The organism is Chryseobacterium barbadense (genome assembly GCF_042849955.1).
Lineage (GTDB): Bacteria > Bacteroidota > Bacteroidia > Flavobacteriales > Weeksellaceae > Chryseobacterium.
On record NZ_BAAFHL010000023.1, the window covers coordinates 1 to 21561 of the forward strand.

General features: G+C 36.7%; 20 protein-coding genes. 12 read left to right on the top strand and 8 right to left on the bottom strand.

The annotated features are described in order from the left end of the window. The first annotated feature begins 197 nt into the window (after positions 1–197). Positions 198–932, top strand: a complete 735-nt coding sequence (locus tag ACGHIN_RS10345; RefSeq protein ID WP_390453129.1) for an SDR family NAD(P)-dependent oxidoreductase — start codon at positions 198–200, stop codon at positions 930–932. Here ACGHIN_RS10345 and ligD read toward each other — a convergent pair whose 3' ends face one another. From ligD to ACGHIN_RS10375, 6 genes are all read right to left on the bottom strand, one after another. Further along, positions 933–2813, bottom strand: coding sequence for a DNA ligase D (gene ligD, locus ACGHIN_RS10350; RefSeq protein ID WP_390453131.1), 1881 nt, complete (start codon positions 2811–2813; stop codon positions 933–935). It lies immediately after the preceding gene. Positions 2814–2884: 71 nt separating this feature from the next. Next, positions 2885–3487, bottom strand: coding sequence for a DNA polymerase ligase N-terminal domain-containing protein (locus ACGHIN_RS10355; protein WP_390453133.1), 603 nt, complete (start codon positions 3485–3487; stop codon positions 2885–2887). Next, positions 3487–4272 carry a non-homologous end joining protein Ku gene (ku, locus tag ACGHIN_RS10360; RefSeq protein WP_390453135.1) on the bottom strand — a complete coding sequence of 262 codons (786 nt, stop codon included), beginning with the start codon at positions 4270–4272 and terminating at the stop codon, positions 3487–3489. The genes ACGHIN_RS10355 and ku overlap by 1 nt, the downstream gene beginning before the upstream one ends. Before the next feature lie 97 nt (positions 4273–4369). Next, positions 4370–4597: a DUF7660 family protein gene (locus ACGHIN_RS10365; protein WP_390453137.1), complete on the bottom strand. Its 228-nt coding sequence runs from the start codon at positions 4595–4597 to the stop codon at positions 4370–4372. Positions 4598–4635: 38 nt separating this feature from the next. Then, complete coding sequence (gene aspS / locus ACGHIN_RS10370; protein WP_390453139.1) at positions 4636–6390, bottom strand: aspartate--tRNA ligase; 1755 nt, start codon at positions 6388–6390, stop codon at positions 4636–4638. A 148-nt stretch (positions 6391–6538) separates the two neighbouring features. Next, positions 6539–6898: an ankyrin repeat domain-containing protein gene (locus ACGHIN_RS10375; protein ID WP_390453141.1), complete on the bottom strand. Its 360-nt coding sequence runs from the start codon at positions 6896–6898 to the stop codon at positions 6539–6541. Positions 6899–7089: 191 nt separating this feature from the next. Between ACGHIN_RS10375 and ACGHIN_RS10380 the strand changes: the two genes are divergently transcribed. After that, positions 7090–8484: an MATE family efflux transporter gene (locus ACGHIN_RS10380; protein ID WP_390453143.1), complete on the top strand. Its 1395-nt coding sequence runs from the start codon at positions 7090–7092 to the stop codon at positions 8482–8484. 82 nt (positions 8485–8566) lie between these two features. Continuing rightward, on the top strand, positions 8567–8728 hold the full coding sequence (locus ACGHIN_RS10385) for a 30S ribosomal protein THX (protein ID WP_390453145.1): 162 nt from the start codon (positions 8567–8569) through the stop codon (positions 8726–8728). Positions 8729–8760: 32 nt separating this feature from the next. Here the strand turns inward: ACGHIN_RS10385 and ACGHIN_RS10390 are convergent, their stop codons facing one another. Both ACGHIN_RS10390 and ACGHIN_RS10395 read right to left on the bottom strand, forming a co-directional pair. Next, positions 8761–9414 carry a DUF937 domain-containing protein gene (locus ACGHIN_RS10390; RefSeq protein ID WP_390453147.1) on the bottom strand — a complete coding sequence of 218 codons (654 nt, stop codon included), beginning with the start codon at positions 9412–9414 and terminating at the stop codon, positions 8761–8763. A 122-nt stretch (positions 9415–9536) separates the two neighbouring features. Next, a complete protein-coding gene (locus ACGHIN_RS10395; protein ID WP_390453149.1) occupies positions 9537–10046 on the bottom strand; it encodes a DUF2480 family protein in 510 nt (169 codons plus the stop codon). 158 nt (positions 10047–10204) lie between these two features. Between ACGHIN_RS10395 and lpxB the strand changes: the two genes are divergently transcribed. The 9 genes from lpxB to rlmD all read left to right on the top strand — a co-directional run bounded on the left by lpxB (position 10205) and on the right by rlmD (position 21542). Beyond that, on the top strand, positions 10205–11308 hold the full coding sequence (gene lpxB / locus ACGHIN_RS10400) for a lipid-A-disaccharide synthase (RefSeq protein ID WP_390453150.1): 1104 nt from the start codon (positions 10205–10207) through the stop codon (positions 11306–11308). A gap of 30 nt (positions 11309–11338) precedes the next feature. Then, positions 11339–12436 carry a glycoside hydrolase family 99 protein gene (locus ACGHIN_RS10405; protein ID WP_390453152.1) on the top strand — a complete coding sequence of 366 codons (1098 nt, stop codon included), beginning with the start codon at positions 11339–11341 and terminating at the stop codon, positions 12434–12436. A 104-nt stretch (positions 12437–12540) separates the two neighbouring features. Continuing rightward, positions 12541–14379: a ComEC/Rec2 family competence protein gene (locus ACGHIN_RS10410; protein ID WP_390453154.1), complete on the top strand. Its 1839-nt coding sequence runs from the start codon at positions 12541–12543 to the stop codon at positions 14377–14379. A gap of 145 nt (positions 14380–14524) precedes the next feature. Beyond that, positions 14525–15187: a succinate dehydrogenase cytochrome b subunit gene (locus ACGHIN_RS10415; RefSeq protein WP_390453156.1), complete on the top strand. Its 663-nt coding sequence runs from the start codon at positions 14525–14527 to the stop codon at positions 15185–15187. Positions 15188–15202: 15 nt separating this feature from the next. Continuing rightward, the gene (locus ACGHIN_RS10420; protein ID WP_390453158.1) at positions 15203–17215 is read left to right on the top strand and encodes a fumarate reductase/succinate dehydrogenase flavoprotein subunit; all 2013 of its coding nucleotides are present in this window, start codon (positions 15203–15205) and stop codon (positions 17213–17215) included. Positions 17216–17239: 24 nt separating this feature from the next. Next, positions 17240–18007, top strand: coding sequence for a succinate dehydrogenase/fumarate reductase iron-sulfur subunit (locus ACGHIN_RS10425; protein ID WP_390453160.1), 768 nt, complete (start codon positions 17240–17242; stop codon positions 18005–18007). Between the two features lie 143 nt (positions 18008–18150). Then, entirely contained in the window at positions 18151–18348 is a 198-nt protein-coding gene (locus ACGHIN_RS10430) for a hypothetical protein (protein ID WP_390453162.1), read from the top strand. Between the two features lie 128 nt (positions 18349–18476). Then, the gene (locus ACGHIN_RS10435; protein WP_390453164.1) at positions 18477–20021 is read left to right on the top strand and encodes a TlpA family protein disulfide reductase; all 1545 of its coding nucleotides are present in this window, start codon (positions 18477–18479) and stop codon (positions 20019–20021) included. A 114-nt stretch (positions 20022–20135) separates the two neighbouring features. After that, positions 20136–21542, top strand: coding sequence for a 23S rRNA (uracil(1939)-C(5))-methyltransferase RlmD (gene rlmD / locus ACGHIN_RS10440; RefSeq protein WP_390453166.1), 1407 nt, complete (start codon positions 20136–20138; stop codon positions 21540–21542). Positions 21543–21561 lie beyond the last annotated feature (19 nt).

The following is a 21561-nucleotide window of genomic DNA, read 5'->3' on the forward strand; positions in this document are numbered from 1 at the left end:
TTTAAAAAAACAAAATAAAATTCCTGATAAAAAGCAAGAAAAAAAAAAAAAAATACAAACTAAAATAAAAAAATAATTTTTATCAAAAACGGGGCGCGCGGGAACCTGCGACCCCCCCGCCGAGCTTTTAATATATTCTCCACACTTTGTCATTCTGAACGAAGTGAAGAACTCTATTCTTTATTTATCTTTGCTCCATGGAAAAAAATACCAATAAAACTGTTCTCATTTTAGGTGCCAATTCCGATGTGGCAAAGCAATGTATTATTCAATATCTGAAAAAAGGATTTTCTGTAATGGCTGCTTCACGGAATACAGCATCGCTGAAAAGTTTTATGGTAGACCACCATGTGGATACATCAAAAGTGACGGTTCTGTATTTTGACGCAGAAGATTTTGATTCCCATCAGAAATTTTATGATGACCTTCCGATCAAGCCTCATATTGTGGTATATGCAGCGGGTTTTTTAGTAGATAATAAAAAGGCTTTGAAAGATTTTAAAGGAGCGAAACAAATGATGATGGTAAATTATATGGGTGGAGTTTCCATTCTCAATATCGTTGCAATGGATGAAAGCAATACCCATTTAGAAAGAATCATAGGACTCTCTTCCCTTTCCGGAGTAAGAGGAAGGAAAAGTAATTTTGTATATGGTAGCACAAAAGCTGCGTTTACTCAATATCTGGCCGGATTAAGACAGGAATTGAAATCAAGAAAAATCATTGTTAATGCTCTAGTGATTGGCTATATCCGCACAAAGATCAATGAGGGCTTACAACTTAATGAGTCCCTGATTATGGAACCTGATTATGTTGCCCAATTTATAGTGAACGCGGGAAATTCTTTTACCATTGTTCCGAATTTTAAATGGAAAATCATCTATCACATCCTGCAAATACTGCCTGAAAGTCTCGTGGCAAGGCTGCCATGATCATTCAAGATTTTGTAACGCTTCCAATGCTTTTACCATATCAATACCTTTACCCAAAACAGGTTTAAATAAATCTCCTTTCTCTTTAATTCTGTCTAATGCATTGTGGATATTAAAATCTATGGGTTTTAATCCCGGCTTTAATTCATCCCATTCCAAAGGCATAGAAACTGAGGCGCCCTCTTTTGGTCGTAAGCTGTATGCACTTGCTAAAGTTTGTCCGGTTCTGTTTTGAAGATAATCCAGATAGATTTTATCTTCATCTCTTTTCTTTAAATTTCTTTCTAAGGTGGTAATATCGGGAAGTTTCTGCTGAACCTGCTGCATCAGGATATGGGCGAAATCTTTTACCTGGTCAAAATCATATTTTCCGCCCATCGGAATATAAACATGGATTCCCGTACTTCCTGAGGTTTTGCAGTATCCTTTGACTTTTATTGATTTCAGAACTTCATTCACCTGCAGTGCCGTTTCAATCACATCATCGAATGTATTTTTTTTAGAGGGATCAAGGTCTAAAACCAGGAAATCCGGATTTTCCAAATCGGGAAGGGAACTATTCCACGGATTAAAATCTATGCAGCCCAAATTATTAAGATAAGCCATTGTTGCTTTATCATTACAGATAATATAGTCAATATATTTATCATTCGATTCAGAATGAACCGGTGTAGTCTTTATCCAATCAGGAATATTGTCACTCGCATCTTTCTGATAAAAACTTTGTTCTTCGATTCCGTTCGGGAAACGGTTCAATGAAAGCGGACGATTCTTCAAATAAGGTAAAATGTATTCTGCAACAGATTGATAATAGTCTATCACATCTCCTTTTGTGAGATCATCTTTAGGAAAATAAATTTTATCCTGATTCGTGAGTTTCACTTTATGTTTATTTAAAGTGATTTCTTTTTCAGATGTTTTTGCTTTTTTTGAAGAGGCTGTTGCTTTCATATCTTTTGCTTTTGGATGTGTACTGTCTGTTTCGTCTGGTGAATCTTGAACTTCTTCCGGCTCTTTATCTTCACGGATGGTTACGAAAACCGGATGCCGGAAAATGCCGTCTTTGGTGATTTCAGAATATTTAATTTCGCAGACCAGCTCCGGTTGTACCCAGGTTACCGGCATATTCGTTTTCGGAATGGTTTCGAAAGGAGACTTCTGAATGATTAATTTTTCAAGCCGTTGGTACATTTCCTTTAATGTAACGCTGTTGAATCCCGTTCCGGTATGCCCGCAATATGTGAGTTCACCATCCATATATTGTCCTAAAATGAGAGCTCCAAAGTTTTTCCTGGAACCTCTGGGTTCTGTAAAGCCACAAATAATAGCTTCAGCAGTGTCAGAAAATTTTATTTTAAGCCAATCGGTAGTTCTGTAATCTTCTATATATAAGCTGTCTGCTTTTTTAGCGATCATTCCTTCCAGTTTTATTTTCTTCATTTGTTCGAAAAAATCGATGCCCTTTTCAGAAATGTGATCACAGTACTTAATTACATCAGTTTCTGCCAATGCTTCTTTTAAAAGTTCTTTTCTTTGCAGGAGCGGAAGGTCCTCAGTAGAATGGCCATTAAGCCATAATAAATCAAAAACCTGGTAAACCAATGCTAAATCCGGATGATCCCCAATTTGCTGTAAAAGCTGGAAGCTGGGTTTTCCCTCGTCATCATAAGCTACCACTTCACCATCGATGATCATTTTGTGCTGTTGTGAGCCAAAATCCCGGGATATTTTCTGGAATTTAGATAAAAAAGAAATTCCGTTGCGGGAATAAAAAAGCGGATCATCCTTGCTAAGATCGGCAATAGCTCTATAGCCGTCCCATTTTATTTCAAAGATCCAGTCTTTATCATCAAATGCCTTCTCAAAAGATTTGGCGAGCATTGGTCTGATGAAATTCTTAAGCTTTTTTTCTTCCGTTAAAAAATTAAAACGTTGGAATTTTTTAGAAGAAGTTATGACTTCTTTTTGCTTGTTTTCAGGCTTTTTTTTTCCTCTAAAAATTTCGTTACCAAAGATTTTGCAGCAGTATTTTCTTCAGCATCATATGGGCTTTCCGCAAACTCATCTTTATGTTTGATCAGCAACCACGCATTGTCTTCGGAATTTTTCATTTTGACCAAGGCAAATTCACCTTTTAGTTTTTTGCCATGTAGAATAAATTTTAAAGAACCGGCATGCAATTCTTTCAGCAATTCTTTTTCATCGGAAAGCTTGGAGTTTTCTTCCAATGGCTCATAGGTTCCGCTGTCCCAGATTTCCACTTGCCCGGCTCCATAGTTACCTTCCGGAATATTTCCTTCAAAATCTTTATAATCATAAGGATGATCTTCCACCATCATCGCCAGACGTTTATCTTTCGGATCTAAAGAAGGTCCTTTCGGAACAGCCCAGCTTTTCAGAACACCCTCCATTTCAAGACGGAAGTCATAATGCAGACGTGAAGCCGCATGCCTTTGAATCACAAAAATAAGTTTGTCTTTACTCTTTTTTGTTTTTCCTTTAGGTTCGGTGGTTTCATCGAACTTACGCTTTTTCTGATAATCTTTAAGGGCCATTACGATGCTGTTTTAGATTTAGAACTTTGTAAACTGGCTTTTAGCTGTGCCATGAGATCAATGACTTTACCACCTTTTGCAGGTTCTGCTTTTTTGGCTTTCACTCCTTTACCTTTTGCTTTCTGTTTGATGATCTTTAATAGCTCATCAGAATAGGTGTCTTTATACATGGTGGGGTCAAAGCTCTGGGAAAGCTGTTCGATAAGGCTTACGGCCATTTTTAATTCAGCAGGTTTGGGTGCTTTTTTCGCGGGAATTTTTAAATCTGAGTAATCTCTGATCTCCTGGTCAAACCTTAATCGGTTGAGAAGCAGTATTTCATCATTATATGGACGGATCATTCCGATGGCTTCGCTTTCACGCAGCACGAATGTTCCGATACCGACCATTTTGGTTTCCTGTAGTGCTTTTAGTAAAAGCCTGTATGCATTTTCTCCATTCTTCTGGGGTTCCAGGAAGTAAGGGTTTTCAAAGTAAATACTATCTACTTCTATTTCCTTAACAAACTGATCAATAGAAAGTATTTTGGTTTTTTCAGGGCTCGCTGCTTCATAATCTTCATCTTCCAGAACAATGTATCGGTCTTCCATAAGGTAAGCTTTTACAATGTTTTCCCATTTTACCTCTTTACCTGTTTTTTCGTTGACCCGTTTGAATTTGATGTTAGAAAAGTCGGATTTATCAAGCATATCCAAATCCAACTTACTGGTTTCTGTGGCAGAATAGATCTTTACCGGGATATTGACTAAACCAAAGCCAATGGCGCCATTCCAAATTGCTTTCATTGTCTTACGTTTTGTGTAAGAGCGTGCAATTAACGTACCATTGAAAATTTATATATTTTGGGAATTGAAAGAAAAAAATATGTTGATTAGTTTCTATTTATTCATAAATAGAGCTTCCTTTTAAAATATCGGAAAAAATTTTCCAGTCAACTTTTTCTAAGTCAATATTTTGATTTGTATAAAGATAATACTCTTGAAGATCTTCAACGTAGCGTGACATTGCTTCCAAATAATCTTCTATGGTTTTGTTTTCCCACTGATCTTTATTTTCAATGAAATCTGACCTGAGATTGTCAATAAATTGAATGAATTCTTGTTTTGTCATAAAAATAAAAAAAGCGGAGAAAATTCTCCGCTTCTAATCTATGCTTTTAAATTCAATTGTAATTCCAATTCATCCAATTGCTCATCTGCAATGGTGGAAGGTGCATCAATCATCACATCACGACCTGAATTATTCTTAGGGAAAGCAATATAATCTCTGATGACCTCATTTCCGTCAAGAATCGCTACCAAACGGTCAAATCCGAAAGCTAAACCACCGTGAGGAGGAGCTCCGTATTTGAAAGCGTTCATTAAGAATCCGAACTGTGCTTCCGCTTCTTCTTTTGAGAATCCTAACAGGTCAAACATTTTAGACTGAAGGTCTTTATCAAAAATTCTGATAGAACCACCACCGATTTCGTTTCCGTTAAGAACCATATCATACGCATTGGCTCTTGCTTTTCCGGGATCGGTTTCCAATAAATGAATATCCTCCGGTTTTGGAGAGGTGAAAGGGTGGTGCATCGCATGATAACGGCCGCTTTCTTCATCAAACTCCAATAACGGGAAATCTACTACCCAAAGTGGGGCGAATTCATTTCCTTTTCTTAATCCTAAACGGTTTCCAAGCTCCATTCTTAAAGCAGAAAGCTGAGTTCTTACCTTATTTTCGTTTCCGGAAAGGATCAACATTAAATCTCCTTCTTTCGCACCGAATTTTTCAATGATTTTTGCTAAATCGTCTTCATTGTAGAATTTGTTCACGGAAGAAGTTTTTACCCCATCATGCTGGAATTTCACCCAAACCATTCCCGAAGCTCCAATTTGTGGACGTTTTACCCAATCCACAAGTTCATCGATCTGTTTTCTGGTGTATTCTGCACAGCCTTCAACATTGATTCCTACAACCAATTCCGCATCATCAAATATTTTGAAATCTTTTCCTTTGACAAGCTCATTCAATTCTACGAATTCCATTCCGAAACGGATATCCGGTTTGTCATTCCCATATTTTCTCATCGCATCTGCGAATGTCATTCTTGGGAAAGCTCCGAATTCCTGACCCGTAATATCTTTCAATAACGTTTTAGTCATTCCTTCGAAAACATTCATCACATCTTCCTGCTCTACAAAAGCCATTTCACAGTCGATCTGTGTAAATTCCGGTTGTCTGTCGGCTCTTAAGTCCTCATCACGGAAGCATTTCACGATTTGGAAATATTTATCCATTCCGCCTACCATCAAAAGCTGTTTGAAAGTCTGCGGAGATTGTGGTAATGCATAGAATTGTCCCGGGTTCATTCTGCTCGGAACCACAAAGTCTCTGGCTCCTTCCGGAGTAGATTTGATTAAAACCGGAGTTTCTACTTCAATGAAACCTTCGTCTGAAAGATAATTTCTTACTTTTTGTGCCATTTTATGACGGAAGATCAGTTTATCTTTCACCGGATTTCTTCTGATATCCAGGTAACGGTATTTCATTCTTAATTCTTCACCGCCATCCGTTTCGTCTTCAATAGTAAAAGGCGGAAGCTGGGAATCATTAAGCAGTGTTAATTTCTCAACTAAAATTTCAATTTCCCCTGTTGGAATATTCGGGTTTTTGCTTACTCTTTCAATGACCTTTCCGGTCACCTGAATCACAAATTCACGACCCAGTTTTTTGGCTTCTTCCATCAATTCCGCAGAAGAACGTTCCTGGTCAAAAACAAGCTGAGTAATTCCGTAACGATCTCGAAGATCTATCCAAATCATAAATCCTTTATCCCGGATAGTTTGTACCCATCCTGAAAGTGTAACTTCTTCATTAAGATTTTTTAGAGACAGTTCTCCGTTGGTGTGCGATCGAAACATTTGTTTTAGATGTTATATTAAACTTAAATACTAGACTTTTACAAGCCTGAATTTTCGTTGGCAAAGATAATATTTTTAAAAGTTTTTATCCATAAAAAAAACTTCCGGGATGGAAGTTTAAAATACTTTATAGGGATAATTGTGGTGTTTAATTTTTTAAGGCACCTTTTTTTGCCAGTAATTTGGCGATGTCAGCTCTTTGGTACTGCTCTGCTACAGCAAGCGGAGTAAGATTACCACAGTTTTTGTTCACATCAACTTTCTGGTCGATCAAAAAGTTGATAATATTTTTCTTGTCATTCAGGATGCTGTATGACAAAGGGCTGTACGAGTCTGTTTTTACCTGAAAACATTTGTTATAGTCTTCTTTAGCAAATTGTTTTTTGAATACGGCAACATTATCAGTCTGAATCGCTTTTCTCTGTTCTTTAGTTAATTGCTGAGCAGACAGCATACTTGTGAATACTGATATTCCGAATATTAAAAAAGTAAAGATTATTTTTTTCATAAATTTTATTTTAAGAATATGCAAAGCTAATGTTTTTTGATATTTTTTGCTAATAATTTATCTGTTCATTCTTTAAGGTTTGAATTTTTAATTATTACAGTAACAAATTTAAATAAAAACTTGAATTAAACGAATTATATTTATTGAATTTTGAATTTGTATTTTAGACACTTATAAAATTACCCTTTACAATGTCAAAATATATCAATTTTCTTAAGAAAGCTTTGAGTGGAGAAGAGGTGGATTATACGAAGATCAGTATCCGTCATGCAGTTTTACTTCTGGCTATTCCGATGATGCTGGAAATGGCGATGGAATCTGTTTTTGCTTTGGTTGATCTCTATTTTGTGGGACATCTTAAGGAGAGCGGTTTTGCCATTCAGACTGTTGGGCTAACGGAATCTGTCCTTACCATTATGTATTCTATTGCCATTGGAATGAGTATGGCAGCAACGGCGATGGTAGCGCGAAGAATTGGTGAGAAAAATCCGGAGCAGGCTTCCAGAAGTGCTGCTCAGGTCTTATTGGTTTCTTGTGCGGTCACTATTGTTCTGAGTGTATTGGGGGTGGTTTTTGCTGAGGAAATTTTGATTCTGATGGGTTCCAGACCTGAAGCAGCAGCTTACGGAAAAGATTTCACCAGAATAATGATGGGAAGCAGTGTGATTATTATGCTTTTGTTTTTAATTAACGGAATATTCAGGGGGGCGGGAAATGCGGCTATAGCCATGAAAAGTTTGTGGATTGCCAATATTGCCAATATTATCCTTTGCCCGATATTAATCAGAGGATTGGGCCCGGTTCCGGCGATGGGATTAACCGGTGCTGCTGTTGCGACTACGATTGGAAGAAGTACGGGGGTGCTGTATCAGCTTTATCATCTCTTTATTGCAGATTCACAGGTTCGCATCAAAACAGAATATTTTAAACCTGACTTTACCTTAATCCGGTCCGTCATTAAGATAGCAACTCCCGGTATTTTTCAGTTTGTGATTGCTTCGTGCAGCTGGATCATTCTGGCTCAATTGGTAGCGACTACCGGAGGCGAAAATGCTTCTGCGGGATATCAGACTGCTTTGAGGTTGATGATGTTCTTTATGCTTCCGGCATGGGGACTGAGTAATGCGGCTTCAACTTTGGTGGGCCAGAATATGGGAGCCAATGAAATGCTTCGTGCTGAGCAGTCTGTGATGAAAACAGTAAAATATAATGTGATCTTCATGCTGGCAGTGAGCCTGATCTTCTTCGTCCTGGGGAATTTTCTGGTGAGTTTTTTTACACAGGAAGAATTGATAAAAAGTTTTGCGAAAAACGCATTACATATTATGAGCGTAGGATTTGTCTTTTATGGAATAGGAATGGTGATGATCAATGCTTTCAATGGAGCGGGAGATACGTGGACGCCCACGTGGGTTAATTTTTTCGGGTTCTGGCTGTTTCAGATTCCTCTGGCATATTTGCTTTCCAAATATCTTGATATGGGACCTAAAGGAGTTTTTATTTCTATTCCAGCTGCGGAAACATTGATTACCATTGTTGCTTTCATTTTGTTTAAAAAAGGAAAATGGAAAACTGTCAAAGTTTAGATTTATAAAACTTTAACATATTGAGGTGTTGAGTTTTATGGCTTATTTTTTTAATTTCGTATGAATCATCAAATATATCATTATGGGAAAAGGAGATAAAAAAACAAGAAGAGGAAAAATAAATTCCGGAAGCTACGGCAAAACGAGACCCAAAAAATCTTCTAAGACATTCGCCGTATCAGAAAAAACTGAAACGGCTGAAAAAGCACCGAAAGCAAAAAGAACAAAAAAGACCGAGGAATAATCTTCGGTCTTTTTTGATTGTTTTCAATTCAATTATTTTCCCCCTAAAATATTTCCAAGAATGCTTCCTAAGCCTCCTCCTTGCTGCTGCTGTCCACCGCCGCCAAGAACACTTCCCAGAATGTCATTCAAAGGGTTTCCTGAAGATTGCTGCTGTCCGCCACCAAGAACGCTTCCTAAAATGTCATTCAGTGGATTGGATTGCTGTGCCTGAGCCTGATTGGAGGCACTTCCCAGGATTCCTCCCAATAAGTCTCCTAATCCTCCTGCACCTACATTGTTTTGTTGCTTTTCTTTACCGATATATCCCATGATCACCGGAGCAAGCATGGCTAAAATAGGGCCTATTTTATCAATGGAAATTCCTGTATTTTGTGAAAGCTGGTTTTCAACGGTATTCTTTTGCCCGCCAAAAATGTGATCAAGAATAGAGCCACCTTCAGCCTGTCTTGATTCTACTTGTGAAGCATCATCCAGAATGCTTCCGTCATGATCCTTATCTAGAGCATTGTTTAAAGCTTCTGCTTCTTGGGCATCCTGAGATTTGTTTCTAAGATAAGAAATGATCAAAGGTGCGGCAACCGCTAATAAGGCAATAACCTGATTTCTGCTGATTCCGAATTTATTTTCAGCCTGTTCAGCAACCTGGTTGCTTGTGTTCCCGGTAAGGAGATCGATTAAACTCATAGTTTGTGTTTATTTAATTGTTAAGTGAACCAAATTTATCAAAAAATATTCCTCAACCATTTTTTTTAATCTAAAAATATTGTTAAAGTATATGAGCTTTTGTAAATTGTTGGTTTTCAGTGTTAATTTTTTAATATTGGGACATTGGAACATGCCTCTCCAAACATTAGGGATTTCACAATCGGTTTTAATTGTTCTACCAATTCGATGTAAGCGTTTTCAGGAATTTCTTTATCAGAGCATCCCTTCACTAAAACTCTTTTACCGCGGAATTCTTCAAAATCATACGTCTGAATGGCAGTATGCATTAATATGACTTCCAGATCTTCGCGGTTCCCGAAAACTATTTTTTTGGCAACATCCGTAAGCTTTGCTGTTATTAAGAAATAAGCCCATAGCGGAACAATAGCATCTGCCGAGTTGTAGATATAGATATAAGTGTCTCTATATTCCCCGACATCAATGGCGGCTACTTTTTCACGGAAGTCCTTTTCTTTAAGGATCATTTCCATGAACAGGAAGTCTTTAAGATCAATCCCCTTTCTTGCTCCTTTGGGAACAAGATCGGTAAGATCGAAATTGATGAGGACGCTCTCGGCAACTTTATTCCGGATTTCAAATTCTTCTGACATTTTTATCATTATCTTTGAACAAATTTACAAATTAAGATTCAACAATATCGTAATTTGTTCTCTATTCTGATCATAGAAACCTCCCATAATGTTGCCGGTGGATGAAAATCAAAAGAGGTTCCTGAAGACATTAAAAACAATAGAAGAGCTCAGAAGAAATGAAGTATTATATTATTGCAGGAGAAGCCTCCGGAGATTTGCACGGAAGCAATTTAATGAAAGCTTTACTACAGAAAGACCTACAAGCGGAATTCAGGTTTTGGGGTGGTGATCTGATGGAAAAGCAGGGCGGAACTTTAGTAAAGCATTACCGCGATCTGGCTTTTATGGGTTTCCTGGAAGTGGCGATGAACCTGAGAACCATCCTGAATAATATTAAATTCTGCAAAGAAGATATCAAAAACAACAAACCGGATATTCTTATTCTCATTGATTATCCAGGTTTTAATCTTAGAATTGCCAAGTTTGCCAAAGAGCTTGGAATAAAGGTGGTTTATTACATCTCGCCACAGCTTTGGGCATGGAAGGAGGGAAGAGTAGAGATCATTAAGAAATATGTAGATGAAATGATGGTGATCCTTCCCTTTGAAGAAGATTTTTATAAAAAACATGGCGTACACTCCCATTTTGTAGGGCATCCGTTACTGGATGCTATCTCAAGCCTTCAGGGAATTGATGAAAACACTTTCAAAATGGAAAACGGTTTGAATGATAAGGAAATTATTGCCCTTCTTCCGGGTTCCAGAAAACAGGAAGTGGAAAAAATGCTTGAACTGATGCTTTCTGTAAGAGCTCATTTTTCGGATTATCAATTCGTTATTGCAGGAGCACCAAGTCTTCCTAAAGAATTTTACCAAAAATATGTGGATGATAACGTTCATTTTGTTTCCAATAAAACATACGATTTGCTAAGGTGTTCTAAAGCTGCCCTGGTAACTTCCGGGACGGCAACACTTGAAACAGCTTTATTAAATATTCCAGAGGTGGTATGTTACCGCGGAAGTAAAATTTCTTATGCCATTGCGAAAAGATTAGTGAAAAATATTAAGTATATTTCTCTGGTTAACCTTATTATGGACAGAGAGGTTGTGAAGGAATTAATTCAGGATGATTTAAATACAAAGAATCTGGTTGAAGAATTGCACAAAATCTTAGACGGAAGTCAAAGAGAAAAAATTCTAAAAGACTATGAGCTTTTGAGAGAAAAACTAGGGGGAAAAGGAGCCAGTGAAAAAGCTGCTGAGGTTATTCTGAAAGTCTGATCTTCATCTTTAATTCAAATTAATAATTAAATGAATTATTTTAAAAAAGCTTTGTTAGTGATTACACTAACATTTTTTTTCTCAGAAAGTTTCGCACAAAAAAATATTGACCGCGAAAAAGTCCAGATATTCTATTACGGATGGTATGGAAATCCGGAAACAGATGGAAGGTATTATCATTGGAATCATGGTATTCTGCCCCATTGGAGCGATCCGAAATGGAACAATCTGGGAAATTATAAAGGAGGTGGTGATATTGGCGCCAATTTTTATCCGGCTTTGGGAAATTATAGCTCCAACGATCCGAAGATCATCGAAAAGCATATGAAGATGATGAAGGAATCCGGCGTTGGCGTTGTAGTGATCAGCTGGTTAGGCAAAGATTCCTATACGGATAAAAGTACTATGAAATATCTGGATATTGCAGATCGGTTCAACTTAAAAGTTGCTTTTCATATAGAGCCGTTTTATAAAACAATAGCTGAATTCAGAGATCAGATTTCTTATCTTATGAAAACTTATTCTTCTCATCATGCTTTTTATAAGAAAGATGGAAAGCCTTTGTTTTATGTATATGACAGTTACAAAATTTCTCCGAAGGAATGGACCAAGCTGTTTTCTGAAAAAGGGGAAAATACAGTAAGAAACACAGAATTAGATGGTCTGTATATAGGATTGTGGGTGGAAAAAGATGATTCAAAGTTTTTTGAAGCTTCAGGCTTCGACGGGTTCTATACCTATTTTGCCAGCGATGGCTTTGTTTTCGGAAGCACTATTTCCAACTGGAAATATCTTTCCCAATATGCAAAAGAACACCATCTTATATTTATTCCCTGCGTCGGTCCGGGATATTCCGATACAAGAATAAGACCATGGAACGAGGCTAATTTCAAAAGCAGGGATAATGGAAAGTATTACGAAAAAATGTTTGATGCCGCCATTAATGTTGATCCTGATTTTATAGGAATCACTTCTTTTAATGAGTGGCACGAAGGAACCCAGATTGAACCGGCAATTCCTAAAAAAGCAGGCGATTTCATCTACGAAGATTATGGAAAGGATTCCTGGTTCTATATAAAAAAAACAAAAAAACTGATCGATAAGTTTCTGAAAAGGGATAATTATTAAAGTCAATCGAGAATTTTCAGGAGCTTTGAATAAGTTTAATTCGAATATAATTTTGATAGTATAAATTCACGCTCTGTTTTTTGTGTTTTTGTAAAACAAATGTTATGATCCTGCAATTGCAGGATTATTTGTTCATCAAGAAATTGATTATTTTGATCTTCAAATCATTATCATTGAAGAAACAGCCTCTACTCATTCTTGTGATTTGTTTTATCCTGGGAATTTATTTTCAGGATAAGGCAGCTTTAAGCCGGACTTCAGTATATCCGATTGCCGGAAGTTGTGTTTTAATTTCGCTGAGCATTCTCTTTCATTCTTACTTTTTATATAAAATCAAACCTTACTTATCAGGACTTCTTTTTTTCGGGCTGGGAATTGTTCTTCATGGCTTTAATGCTGATATACCGGTTAAAAATAGCGTATCATCAAATCAGGAGGTCATTTTCAAAATTTCAAAAAAATTAAATTCTACCAGGAAATATAAAAAGTATGAAGCTGTTATAAACATGGAAAGTGGATATTACAATTCCGTTCTGTATCTTCCACGAAATGCTGACGAGCTTAATTTTGAACACTACTATAAAGCAGAAGCGTATGTAAGCCAGCTAAAATCCCCGTCCTATGATTTTCAGTTTGATTACGCAAAATATTTAAGAAGAAAAGGAGTGTATTATCAGGTATATCTGTCGGATGAAATTTTTTCTGTCAGAAGAAATGACCTGACCTTCGGGGAGAAGATTTCTCAAAAAAGGCTTGAGGTCCTGCAAAATATTGACAGAACTAAAATATCTGCTAAAAGCAAAGCTTTTTTAAAAGGGCTCATTCTGGCAGATAGAACGGAAATTGATGAGGATACAATACAAGATTTCAATAGATCAGGATTAATGCATTTTTTAACCATTTCAGGGACTCATATTGTGGTTATTTTTGGAATTTTTTACTTTCTGTTTATTCAAATTCTTCCATTGTCATTCAGGAAATCGGCGATTGTTCTGAGCCTGTTTTTTATATGGGTCTTTGCAGGATTTATAGGATTCGGCAATTCTGTTTTACGTTCCTGCATTATGCTAACAGTCTATTTCATATATACTTTGCTTCAAAGAAAACCCGATTTGCTTCATGCATTGTCGCTCTCAGCGTTTATTATTTTAATTTCAGATACCCATCAGATCTTTGACATCGGATTTCAGTTAAGTTTTATAGCAGTTCTAGGAATTTTCTGGTTAAATCAGCCTATTTTAAAATACTTTCCAAAACAGGATCATTACTTTAAGAGACTGTTGTTTAATGCGGTTTCTATCTCTATTTCTGCTCAGTTGGCGACACTTCCACTGGCTTTATTGTATTTCCATCAGTTTTCATTCATCTCCGTTATAGCCAATTTCTTTATCGTGCCTTTTTCGGAAATTATTATTGTATTTTCATTCATTATGACGGCTATTATTGCGTTGGGAGTAAATATTTCAGTTTTCAATATCATATATGATGCAATTATTCAGAAATTGCTGGGCATTATTCATTGGCTGGCAGATTTTGAAATGCTTTTTTTTGAAAGCATTCCAATGAATGGGATGGAAGTTTTGATAGCATTTAATATAATATACTGGCTGAGGTTTGCGATTCTCCGGTTGAATTTTAACAACTCGATGAGGTTGATGATGGCAGTTTTTTTGTTTTTCATTGTGAGATCCGCCTTCAACATTATTGAATATAGGAGAACAGAAGTGTCGGTAAGTTATTTTTATGAAAATAAAGTGTTATTGATAAATAATGGAGGAGCAGTTTGCTTTTGGATTAATGAGCATTCAAAGAAAGATAAGATTGTTCAATATATTATTAAACCTTATATAGCCTCCAGAAGAATACATACCTTTGAAATAAGAATTTTTCCTGAACATGCACAAAAAGTGGTGTATCAGGGTAAAATTTATGACATAAATTAATTGTTAACAGATCTTCTTTTTCCTTTTATTTATAATACTTTACGGTCTTATTTAGAAAGATTACAAACTGGCTAATTGTGAGATTTCTCACTTTTCGATATTGTTAACATTTCTTAATTTTGTGGAAAATCAAATTTAAACTTATATGGCAGGTTTAACAAGTTCTACGATAGGTAGAAAATATGCTATGGCATTGTCGGCGATGTTTTTGCTGATCTTTCTGGTGATGCACCTTTCGGTAAACTTTTTGTCGGTGTTCGGTGAAACAGCTTATAACAATGCTTCGCAGTTCATGGGGTACAATCCTCTTGTTCAATTCATCATGCAGCCGATCCTGATGTTCGCTGTGATTTTCCATTTTGTGATGGGATTTGTTTTAGAAATTAAAAACAAAAAAGCACGTCCTATCGGTTACGATATGAACAATGGGGCTGCTAATTCTTCATGGTCATCTCGTAATATGATTATTTCAGGAGCCGTTATTCTGGCTTTCCTGATCCTTCATTTATATGATTTCTGGCTTCATGAAATGAACTATAAATATATCGATGGTCTTCCGGTTGAAGAAACACGTTTCTGGGGAGATTTGCATGCTAAATTTGCCGATATCTGGAGAGTGATTCTTTATATCGTTTCTTTTGTTTTATTGGGACTGCATTTATCGCACGGATTCCAGTCTTCTTTCCAGTCTGTGGGAGCAAGACATCCAAAATATACTCCGATGCTTAAAACGTTGGGGAACTGGTATTCTATTCTGATTCCTCTAGGATTTATCATCATTGCAATTTATCATTACATAACTCAATAATATCAATATACTAATATGAGTAAATTAGATTCAAAAATTCCAGCAGGTCCTCTTAAGGACAAGTGGAAAAATCATAAAGACCATATGAACCTTGTTGCCCCAAACAACAGAGATAAGATTGATATTATTGTTGTGGGTACAGGTTTGGCAGGAGGTTCTGCAGCAGCTACTTTGGCTGAGCAGGGATATAATGTAAAAGCATTCTGTTATCAGGATTCACCAAGAAGAGCTCACTCCATTGCAGCTCAGGGAGGTATCAATGCAGCGAAGAACTATCAGGGAGATGGTGACTCTACCTACAGATTATTCTATGACACAATCAAAGGAGGTGACTATAGAGCAAGAGAGGCTAACGTATACAGATTAGCTGAAGTTTCTGCCAATATTATCGACCAGTGTGTTGCTCAGGGTGTTCCTTTCGGAAGAGAATACGGAGGTCAATTAGATAACCGTTCATTTGGTGGAGTTCAGGTAAAAAGAACCTTCTACGCGAAAGGACAAACAGGACAACAGTTATTATTAGGAGCATATTCTGCAATGAGCCGTCAGATCGGTAAAGGAAGAATCAAAATGTACAACCGTCACGAAATGATGGATCTTGTAATTGTTGACGGAAAAGCAAGAGGAATCATTGCAAGAAATCTTGTTACAGGAGAGATTGAAAGACACTCTGCTCACGCGGTTGTTATTGCATCCGGAGGTTATGGAAACGTGTATTTCCTTTCTACGAACGCTATGGGTTCCAACGTTTCTGCAGCCTGGAAAATCCATAAAAAAGGAGCATATTTTGCCAATCCTTGCTACGTACAGATTCACCCGACCTGTATTCCGGTTCACGGAACTCAGCAGTCTAAACTGACTTTGATGTCTGAGTCATTAAGAAACTCAGGAAGAATCTGGGTTCCAAAGAAAATTGAAGATTCAGTAGCGATCAGAGAAGGGAAATTAAGACCTGAAAATATCAAAGAAGAAGATAGAGACTATTATTTGGAAAGAAGATATCCTGCTTTCGGAAACTTGGTGCCTAGAGACGTTGCGTCCAGAGCTGCTAAAGAAAGATGTGATGCAGGTTTCGGAATCGAAAATAATGATACTCAGGAAGGGGTTTATCTGGATTTCTCTACAGAAATCATGAAAAAAGGTAAAGAAGCCGCTATAGAAAAACATATTCATAACCCAAGTGATCAGCAGATCTACGATTTAGGAAAAAAATGGGTTGAGGAGAAATATGGTAACTTATTCGTTATGTACGAAAAAATTACAGCCGATGATCCTTACAAAACTCCAATGAAGATTTATCCTGCCGTTCATTACACCATGGGTGGTGTTTGGGTAGATTACAATCTTCAGTCTACCATTCCTGGATGTTTCGTAATTGGAGAAGCTAATTTCTCTGATCACGGAGCCAACAGATTAGGAGCTTCTGCATTGATGCAGGGACTTGCGGATGGTTATTTCGTGCTTCCGTATACGATTGCAGATTACCTTTCTGCGGATATCAGAACGGGAGCTATTCCAACGAATTCAGCAGCTTTTGATGAAGCTGAAAAAGGCATCAAAGAAAAAGTTGACTTTTTCTTAAATAATAACGGTACACATTCAGTAGATCATTTCCATAAGCAATTAGGACACATTATGTGGAATAAAGTAGGAATGGGAAGAACTCCTGAAGGCTTAAGAGAAGCTATCAAAGAAATCGAAGAAGTAAGAAATGATTTCTGGAAAAACGTAAAAGTTCCGGGAGACAATGACGGGATGAATACAGAGCTTGAAAAAGCGTTCAGAGTGGCGGATTTCCTTGAGCTTGGACAATTAATGGCTATTGATGCACTTCATAGAAATGAGTCTTGTGGAGGACATTTCCGCGAAGACCATTCAACTCCGGATGGAGAAGCGGAAAGAGACGACGTCAACTACAAATACGTCGGAGCTTGGGAATATCAGGGAAGCGATATCAATGCGGAAGTATTGCATAAAGAAGAACTGATCTATGAGAACATCGAGGTTAAAACTAGAAGTTACAAATAATCTCCAACCTATAAATATATAATTATGAGTGCAAAAAAAGGCTTACATCTTACGCTGAAAATTTGGAGACAAAAAAATAATAAATCTAAAGGTCAGTTTGAGACCTACAAAATATCAGATGTTTCTACAGATTCTTCATTCTTGGAAATGTTGGACATCCTGAATGAAAACCTAATTAACGAAGGAAAAGAGCCGGTAGCTTTCGATCACGATTGTCGTGAAGGAATCTGCGGAATGTGTTCGCTTTACATCAATGGTAGAGCACACGGTCCGGATACAGGAATCACTACTTGCCAGCTTCATATGAGAATGTTCAAAGACGGTGAAACCATCGTTATTGAACCATGGAGAAGTGCTGCTTTCCCGGTTATTAAAGACTTAATGGTAGACAGAAGCGCATTCGACAGAGTAATGGCTGCTGGTGGATTCATCTCGGTGAACACCTCGGGAAATACTTTGGATGCCAATGCAATTCCGGTTCCTAAAGATGATGCAGACAAAGCAATGGATGCTGCTGCTTGTATCGGATGTGGAGCTTGTGTGGCTACATGTAAAAACGGATCTGCAATGTTATTCGTAGGAGCTAAAGTTTCTCAATTTGCGTTACTTCCTCAAGGTAGAGTAGAGGCAAAGAGAAGAGTTCTTAATATGGTGAAGGCAATGGATGAAGAAGGATTCGGAAACTGTTCCAATACCGGTGCTTGTGAAGTGGAATGTCCTAAAGGAATTTCCCTTGAAAACATCGCCAGAATGAATAGAGAGTACATGGCAGCTTTTGTTGATAAAGGATAGAATTGACTTTATATACAGAAAAAAATCGTCTCCGTACTGCGGAGACGATTTTTTATTTTTAATGTTAAAATATCGTTAATTTAAATTTTTAACGATTATATAAATTTCAAATTATCTATTTTCAATATTTAAACAAAAATATAATGAAAAATTTAAAAAAATTATTACGAAAAGATCTAAAAAAAGTAGTAGGTGGAACAAATCCAATTGAAGAAGATGGTAATAATGGAGGAAGTTGTGGAAGTATTTGCCATTCTCATGCCGACTGCGGGGCATTTGGGCTTTGTGGTGTATGTGTAACCACAGTTGTCGGATTAGCTGGACGCTGTACCCAATACTAAAGAAAATATCAAAAGCCGTTTTTCGATAATGCTAAACGGCTTTTTTATTGTATTTATGATTTTTTAACATATTTACAGAATATCTTATATTAGTGAAAAGTGTATTTTTGCCTAATTATAAATTCAAAATGAAAAAATATCTTTTATTGTTTATTATTGCTGTATTTGCAATGTCCTGTTCAAAGAAAGTTGAAGTTAAAGGAAAGGTCACAGGTGGATCTCCTTTAGAAAGAATTGAATTAATAGAAGCTTCAGGTGTTGCTACTTTACCTTTAATGAATATTAGTGTAAATAAAGACGGAACTTTTGCAGGAAATTTTGAGGCTCCTAAAAATGGGATGTATATGATCTCTTATGGAGGGAAAAGAAATTTGGTATATTTAAAAGGAGGGCAGACACTTGAAATTTCTGGAAATGGAATGACTTTCCCAACGGAATATATAATTACGGGTGATGCTAAGAAAAACAATGATTTCTTTACGGCAACTCAAAAATATCTTTCAACATATGCTCAGACGGTCAATATGAATGAACTACTTATGAAAGATGAAAAAACATTTTTAAAAGGAATAGAAAAAGTTCAATCTGACATCAATAAAAATATTGAAGAGAACGTTAAGAAATTTAATCCGGATAAGGAAATTATAACTTGGAAAAAAAATGATCTTGCCGCAACTTTGCTTATGATATTGAATCAATATGAAATGAGCCACAAGCAAATGGGAAATCCTTCTTTCAAAGTTACCAAAACATTTACAGATTTTGTGAACAAATTGGAAGAAAATAAAGATGTTATGGTTAAAGAACATCCTTTATACAGAGAATATCTTTTAGCAAAAATGAGTCCTGATTTCCAAAAATATGCTCAAGCAAACAGTGTAGGAAAAACAGATATTACAACCTCTGAACTTTTCAATGAATATTTAAAGAAGAATCAAAAAAATCTTTCTCAAACAGCAAAAGATTATCTATTAGCTTTTGTAATGGCTCAGTCTGATATTCACCCAACCACTCCTGAGAAAACAGTAGAGAAAATCAAGAAGATCATTGATGAAGATATCAAAGATGCTACCATTAAAAATGATCTGAAGAAAATCCAGTTTGCCATCAATGGATTCAAAGTAGGTGAGCCTGCTCCAGAAGCTTCGTTGATAAAGCAGGATGATAAATCATACAGCCTTTCTGAAAATAAAGGGAAACCATATATGATTGCATTCTATGCATCATGGAATCCTTACATTGGAGAAGCTACGGTTCCGGTATTGAAAGAAGTAGTAAACTTCTATAAATCTAAAATGAACTTTGTATTCGTGAATGTTGACGATACGAAAGAGCAGTTTGTAAAAACAAGCAACTCCTTATTAAAAGGAATTACTGGAGTAAATGTATATGGAAAAGGAGGACTCAATTCTGATATTGCCAAAAAATATGGGGTATACGGATTTAAATTGCCTTGCTTTATCGTAGTAGATAAAGACGGTAAAATTGCAAGCAAGCCATTCTTTAATCTGGGAGATCCTGAATTGGTGACCGTATTGGACAAGCAGACAGGACTTTCAGCTCCTAAAGTGGATCCAAGAGTACAGCTACAACCGGGAATGGGTGTAGATCCTTCTGCGATGCAGCCTGCGCCTGAACAACCGGCTAATCCACAGCCGGCTCCAACCAAGTAATAAACTTTATTATAGATAAGACCTTATCTTCGGATAAGGTTTTTTTATTTGTATTTTTGCGGAATGAAACCAAAAAGAGTTTCAATCAATTATAGAAACAATAGAAAGTGCTGAATGAAAAAGAAGAAAAACATTATTCTTGAAAATATAAAGCTTATAACTGCGGGAGCTAAAGGAGTGGCCATTGGAAAAACCGAAGACGGAAAAACGGTTTTAGTTTCAGGTGCGATTCCGGGGGATGTTGTCAATGCAAGAGTAAAAAAGTCCAAATCTAAATACTATGAAGCTGAAGCGGTGGAAGTTTTGGAAGAATCCCCCTTCAGAGTAATTCCCAAATGTATTCATTTCGGAGCCTGCGGGGGGTGCAAATGGCAGAATATGAGCTATGAAAAACAATTGGATTTCAAGCAGGAAGAAGTATATAATAATATCAAAAGAATAGGAGGTTTAGAAAACTTTGAAACTTTATCTATTTTAGGGTCTGAAGAAGAATATTTCTACAGAAATAAAATGGAGTTTTCTTTCTCCAATGCCCGTTGGTTAACGGTTGCAGAAATAAATTCTGAAGATGATTTTAACGATAAAAATGCCTTAGGATTCCATATTCCGGGAATGTGGAGCAAAATTCTTGACCTTAAAGAATGTTTCCTTCAGGAAGATCCGTCCAATGCCATAAGATTAGCAGTGAAAGAATATGCAGATCATAACGAGCTGGATTTCTTTGATGTTAAAAATCAGGAAGGATTCCTGAGAACGCTAATGATGAGACAAAACTCTAAAGGAGAATGGATGGTATTATTCCAGCTTTATCGAGAAGAGAAAGAAAACAGGGAAAGATTATTTGAATACTTATTGGGAAAATTCCCTCAGATTAAAACCTTGGTGTATGCCATCAATCCGAAACCGAATGATTCCATTTATGATCTGGATATCAATATCTATTCAGGGGAAGGATTTTTGATGGAAGAAATGGACGGCTTGAAATTTAAGATCGGTCCAAAGTCATTCTTTCAGACCAATTATAAGCAAGCGCTGGAACTTTACAGAAAAACATTAGAATTTGCAGATCTGAAAGGGGATGAAGTAGTTTACGATTTATATACAGGTACCGGAACCATTGCACAATATGTAGCAAGAAAAGCTAAGCAGGTAATCGGAATAGAATCTGTGCAGGAAGCTATTGATGCAGCTATTGAACATGCCGAATTAAATGGGCTGGACAACTGTACCTTCTACTGTGGAGATATGAAAGATATCTTCAATGACGAGTTCCTGAGCAATCATCCTAAAGCAGACGTCTTAATCACCGATCCGCCAAGAGACGGAATGCACCAGAAAGTCGTAGAGCAAATCTTGAAATTATCCCCTGAAAAGATAGTATATGTAAGCTGTAACTCCGCTACTCAGGCAAGAGATTTGGCTTTAATGAAAGACCATTATACGTTGGTGAAAATTTTACCCGTAGATATGTTCCCGCAAACCCATCATGTGGAAAATATAGCATTATTGCTTAAAAAATAAATTTGGCTAAATTTGAGTA

Coding starts and splice junctions, on each gene's coding strand:
- ACGHIN_RS10425 (WP_390453160.1), top strand. CDS start 17,240: ATGAGTGCAAAAAAAGGCTTACATCTTACGCTGAAAATTTGGAGACAA.
- ACGHIN_RS10410 (WP_390453154.1), top strand. CDS start 12,541: ATGATCCTGCAATTGCAGGATTATTTGTTCATCAAGAAATTGATTATT.
- ACGHIN_RS10375 (WP_390453141.1), bottom strand. CDS start 6,898: ATGAAAAAAATAATCTTTACTTTTTTAATATTCGGAATATCAGTATTC.
- ACGHIN_RS10405 (WP_390453152.1), top strand. CDS start 11,339: ATGAATTATTTTAAAAAAGCTTTGTTAGTGATTACACTAACATTTTTT.
- ACGHIN_RS10380 (WP_390453143.1), top strand. CDS start 7,090: ATGTCAAAATATATCAATTTTCTTAAGAAAGCTTTGAGTGGAGAAGAG.
- ACGHIN_RS10390 (WP_390453147.1), bottom strand. CDS start 9,414: ATGAGTTTAATCGATCTCCTTACCGGGAACACAAGCAACCAGGTTGCT.
- ACGHIN_RS10395 (WP_390453149.1), bottom strand. CDS start 10,046: ATGTCAGAAGAATTTGAAATCCGGAATAAAGTTGCCGAGAGCGTCCTC.
- ACGHIN_RS10385 (WP_390453145.1), top strand. CDS start 8,567: ATGGGAAAAGGAGATAAAAAAACAAGAAGAGGAAAAATAAATTCCGGA.
- ACGHIN_RS10420 (WP_390453158.1), top strand. CDS start 15,203: ATGAGTAAATTAGATTCAAAAATTCCAGCAGGTCCTCTTAAGGACAAG.
- ACGHIN_RS10415 (WP_390453156.1), top strand. CDS start 14,525: ATGGCAGGTTTAACAAGTTCTACGATAGGTAGAAAATATGCTATGGCA.
- rlmD (WP_390453166.1), top strand. CDS start 20,136: ATGAAAAAGAAGAAAAACATTATTCTTGAAAATATAAAGCTTATAACT.
- lpxB (WP_390453150.1), top strand. CDS start 10,205: ATGAAGTATTATATTATTGCAGGAGAAGCCTCCGGAGATTTGCACGGA.
- ligD (WP_390453131.1), bottom strand. CDS start 2,813: ATGCTCGCCAAATCTTTTGAGAAGGCATTTGATGATAAAGACTGGATC.
- ku (WP_390453135.1), bottom strand. CDS start 4,272: ATGAAAGCAATTTGGAATGGCGCCATTGGCTTTGGTTTAGTCAATATC.
- ACGHIN_RS10365 (WP_390453137.1), bottom strand. CDS start 4,597: ATGACAAAACAAGAATTCATTCAATTTATTGACAATCTCAGGTCAGAT.
- ACGHIN_RS10355 (WP_390453133.1), bottom strand. CDS start 3,487: ATGGCCCTTAAAGATTATCAGAAAAAGCGTAAGTTCGATGAAACCACC.
- ACGHIN_RS10430 (WP_390453162.1), top strand. CDS start 18,151: ATGAAAAATTTAAAAAAATTATTACGAAAAGATCTAAAAAAAGTAGTA.
- aspS (WP_390453139.1), bottom strand. CDS start 6,390: ATGTTTCGATCGCACACCAACGGAGAACTGTCTCTAAAAAATCTTAAT.
- ACGHIN_RS10435 (WP_390453164.1), top strand. CDS start 18,477: ATGAAAAAATATCTTTTATTGTTTATTATTGCTGTATTTGCAATGTCC.
- ACGHIN_RS10345 (WP_390453129.1), top strand. CDS start 198: ATGGAAAAAAATACCAATAAAACTGTTCTCATTTTAGGTGCCAATTCC.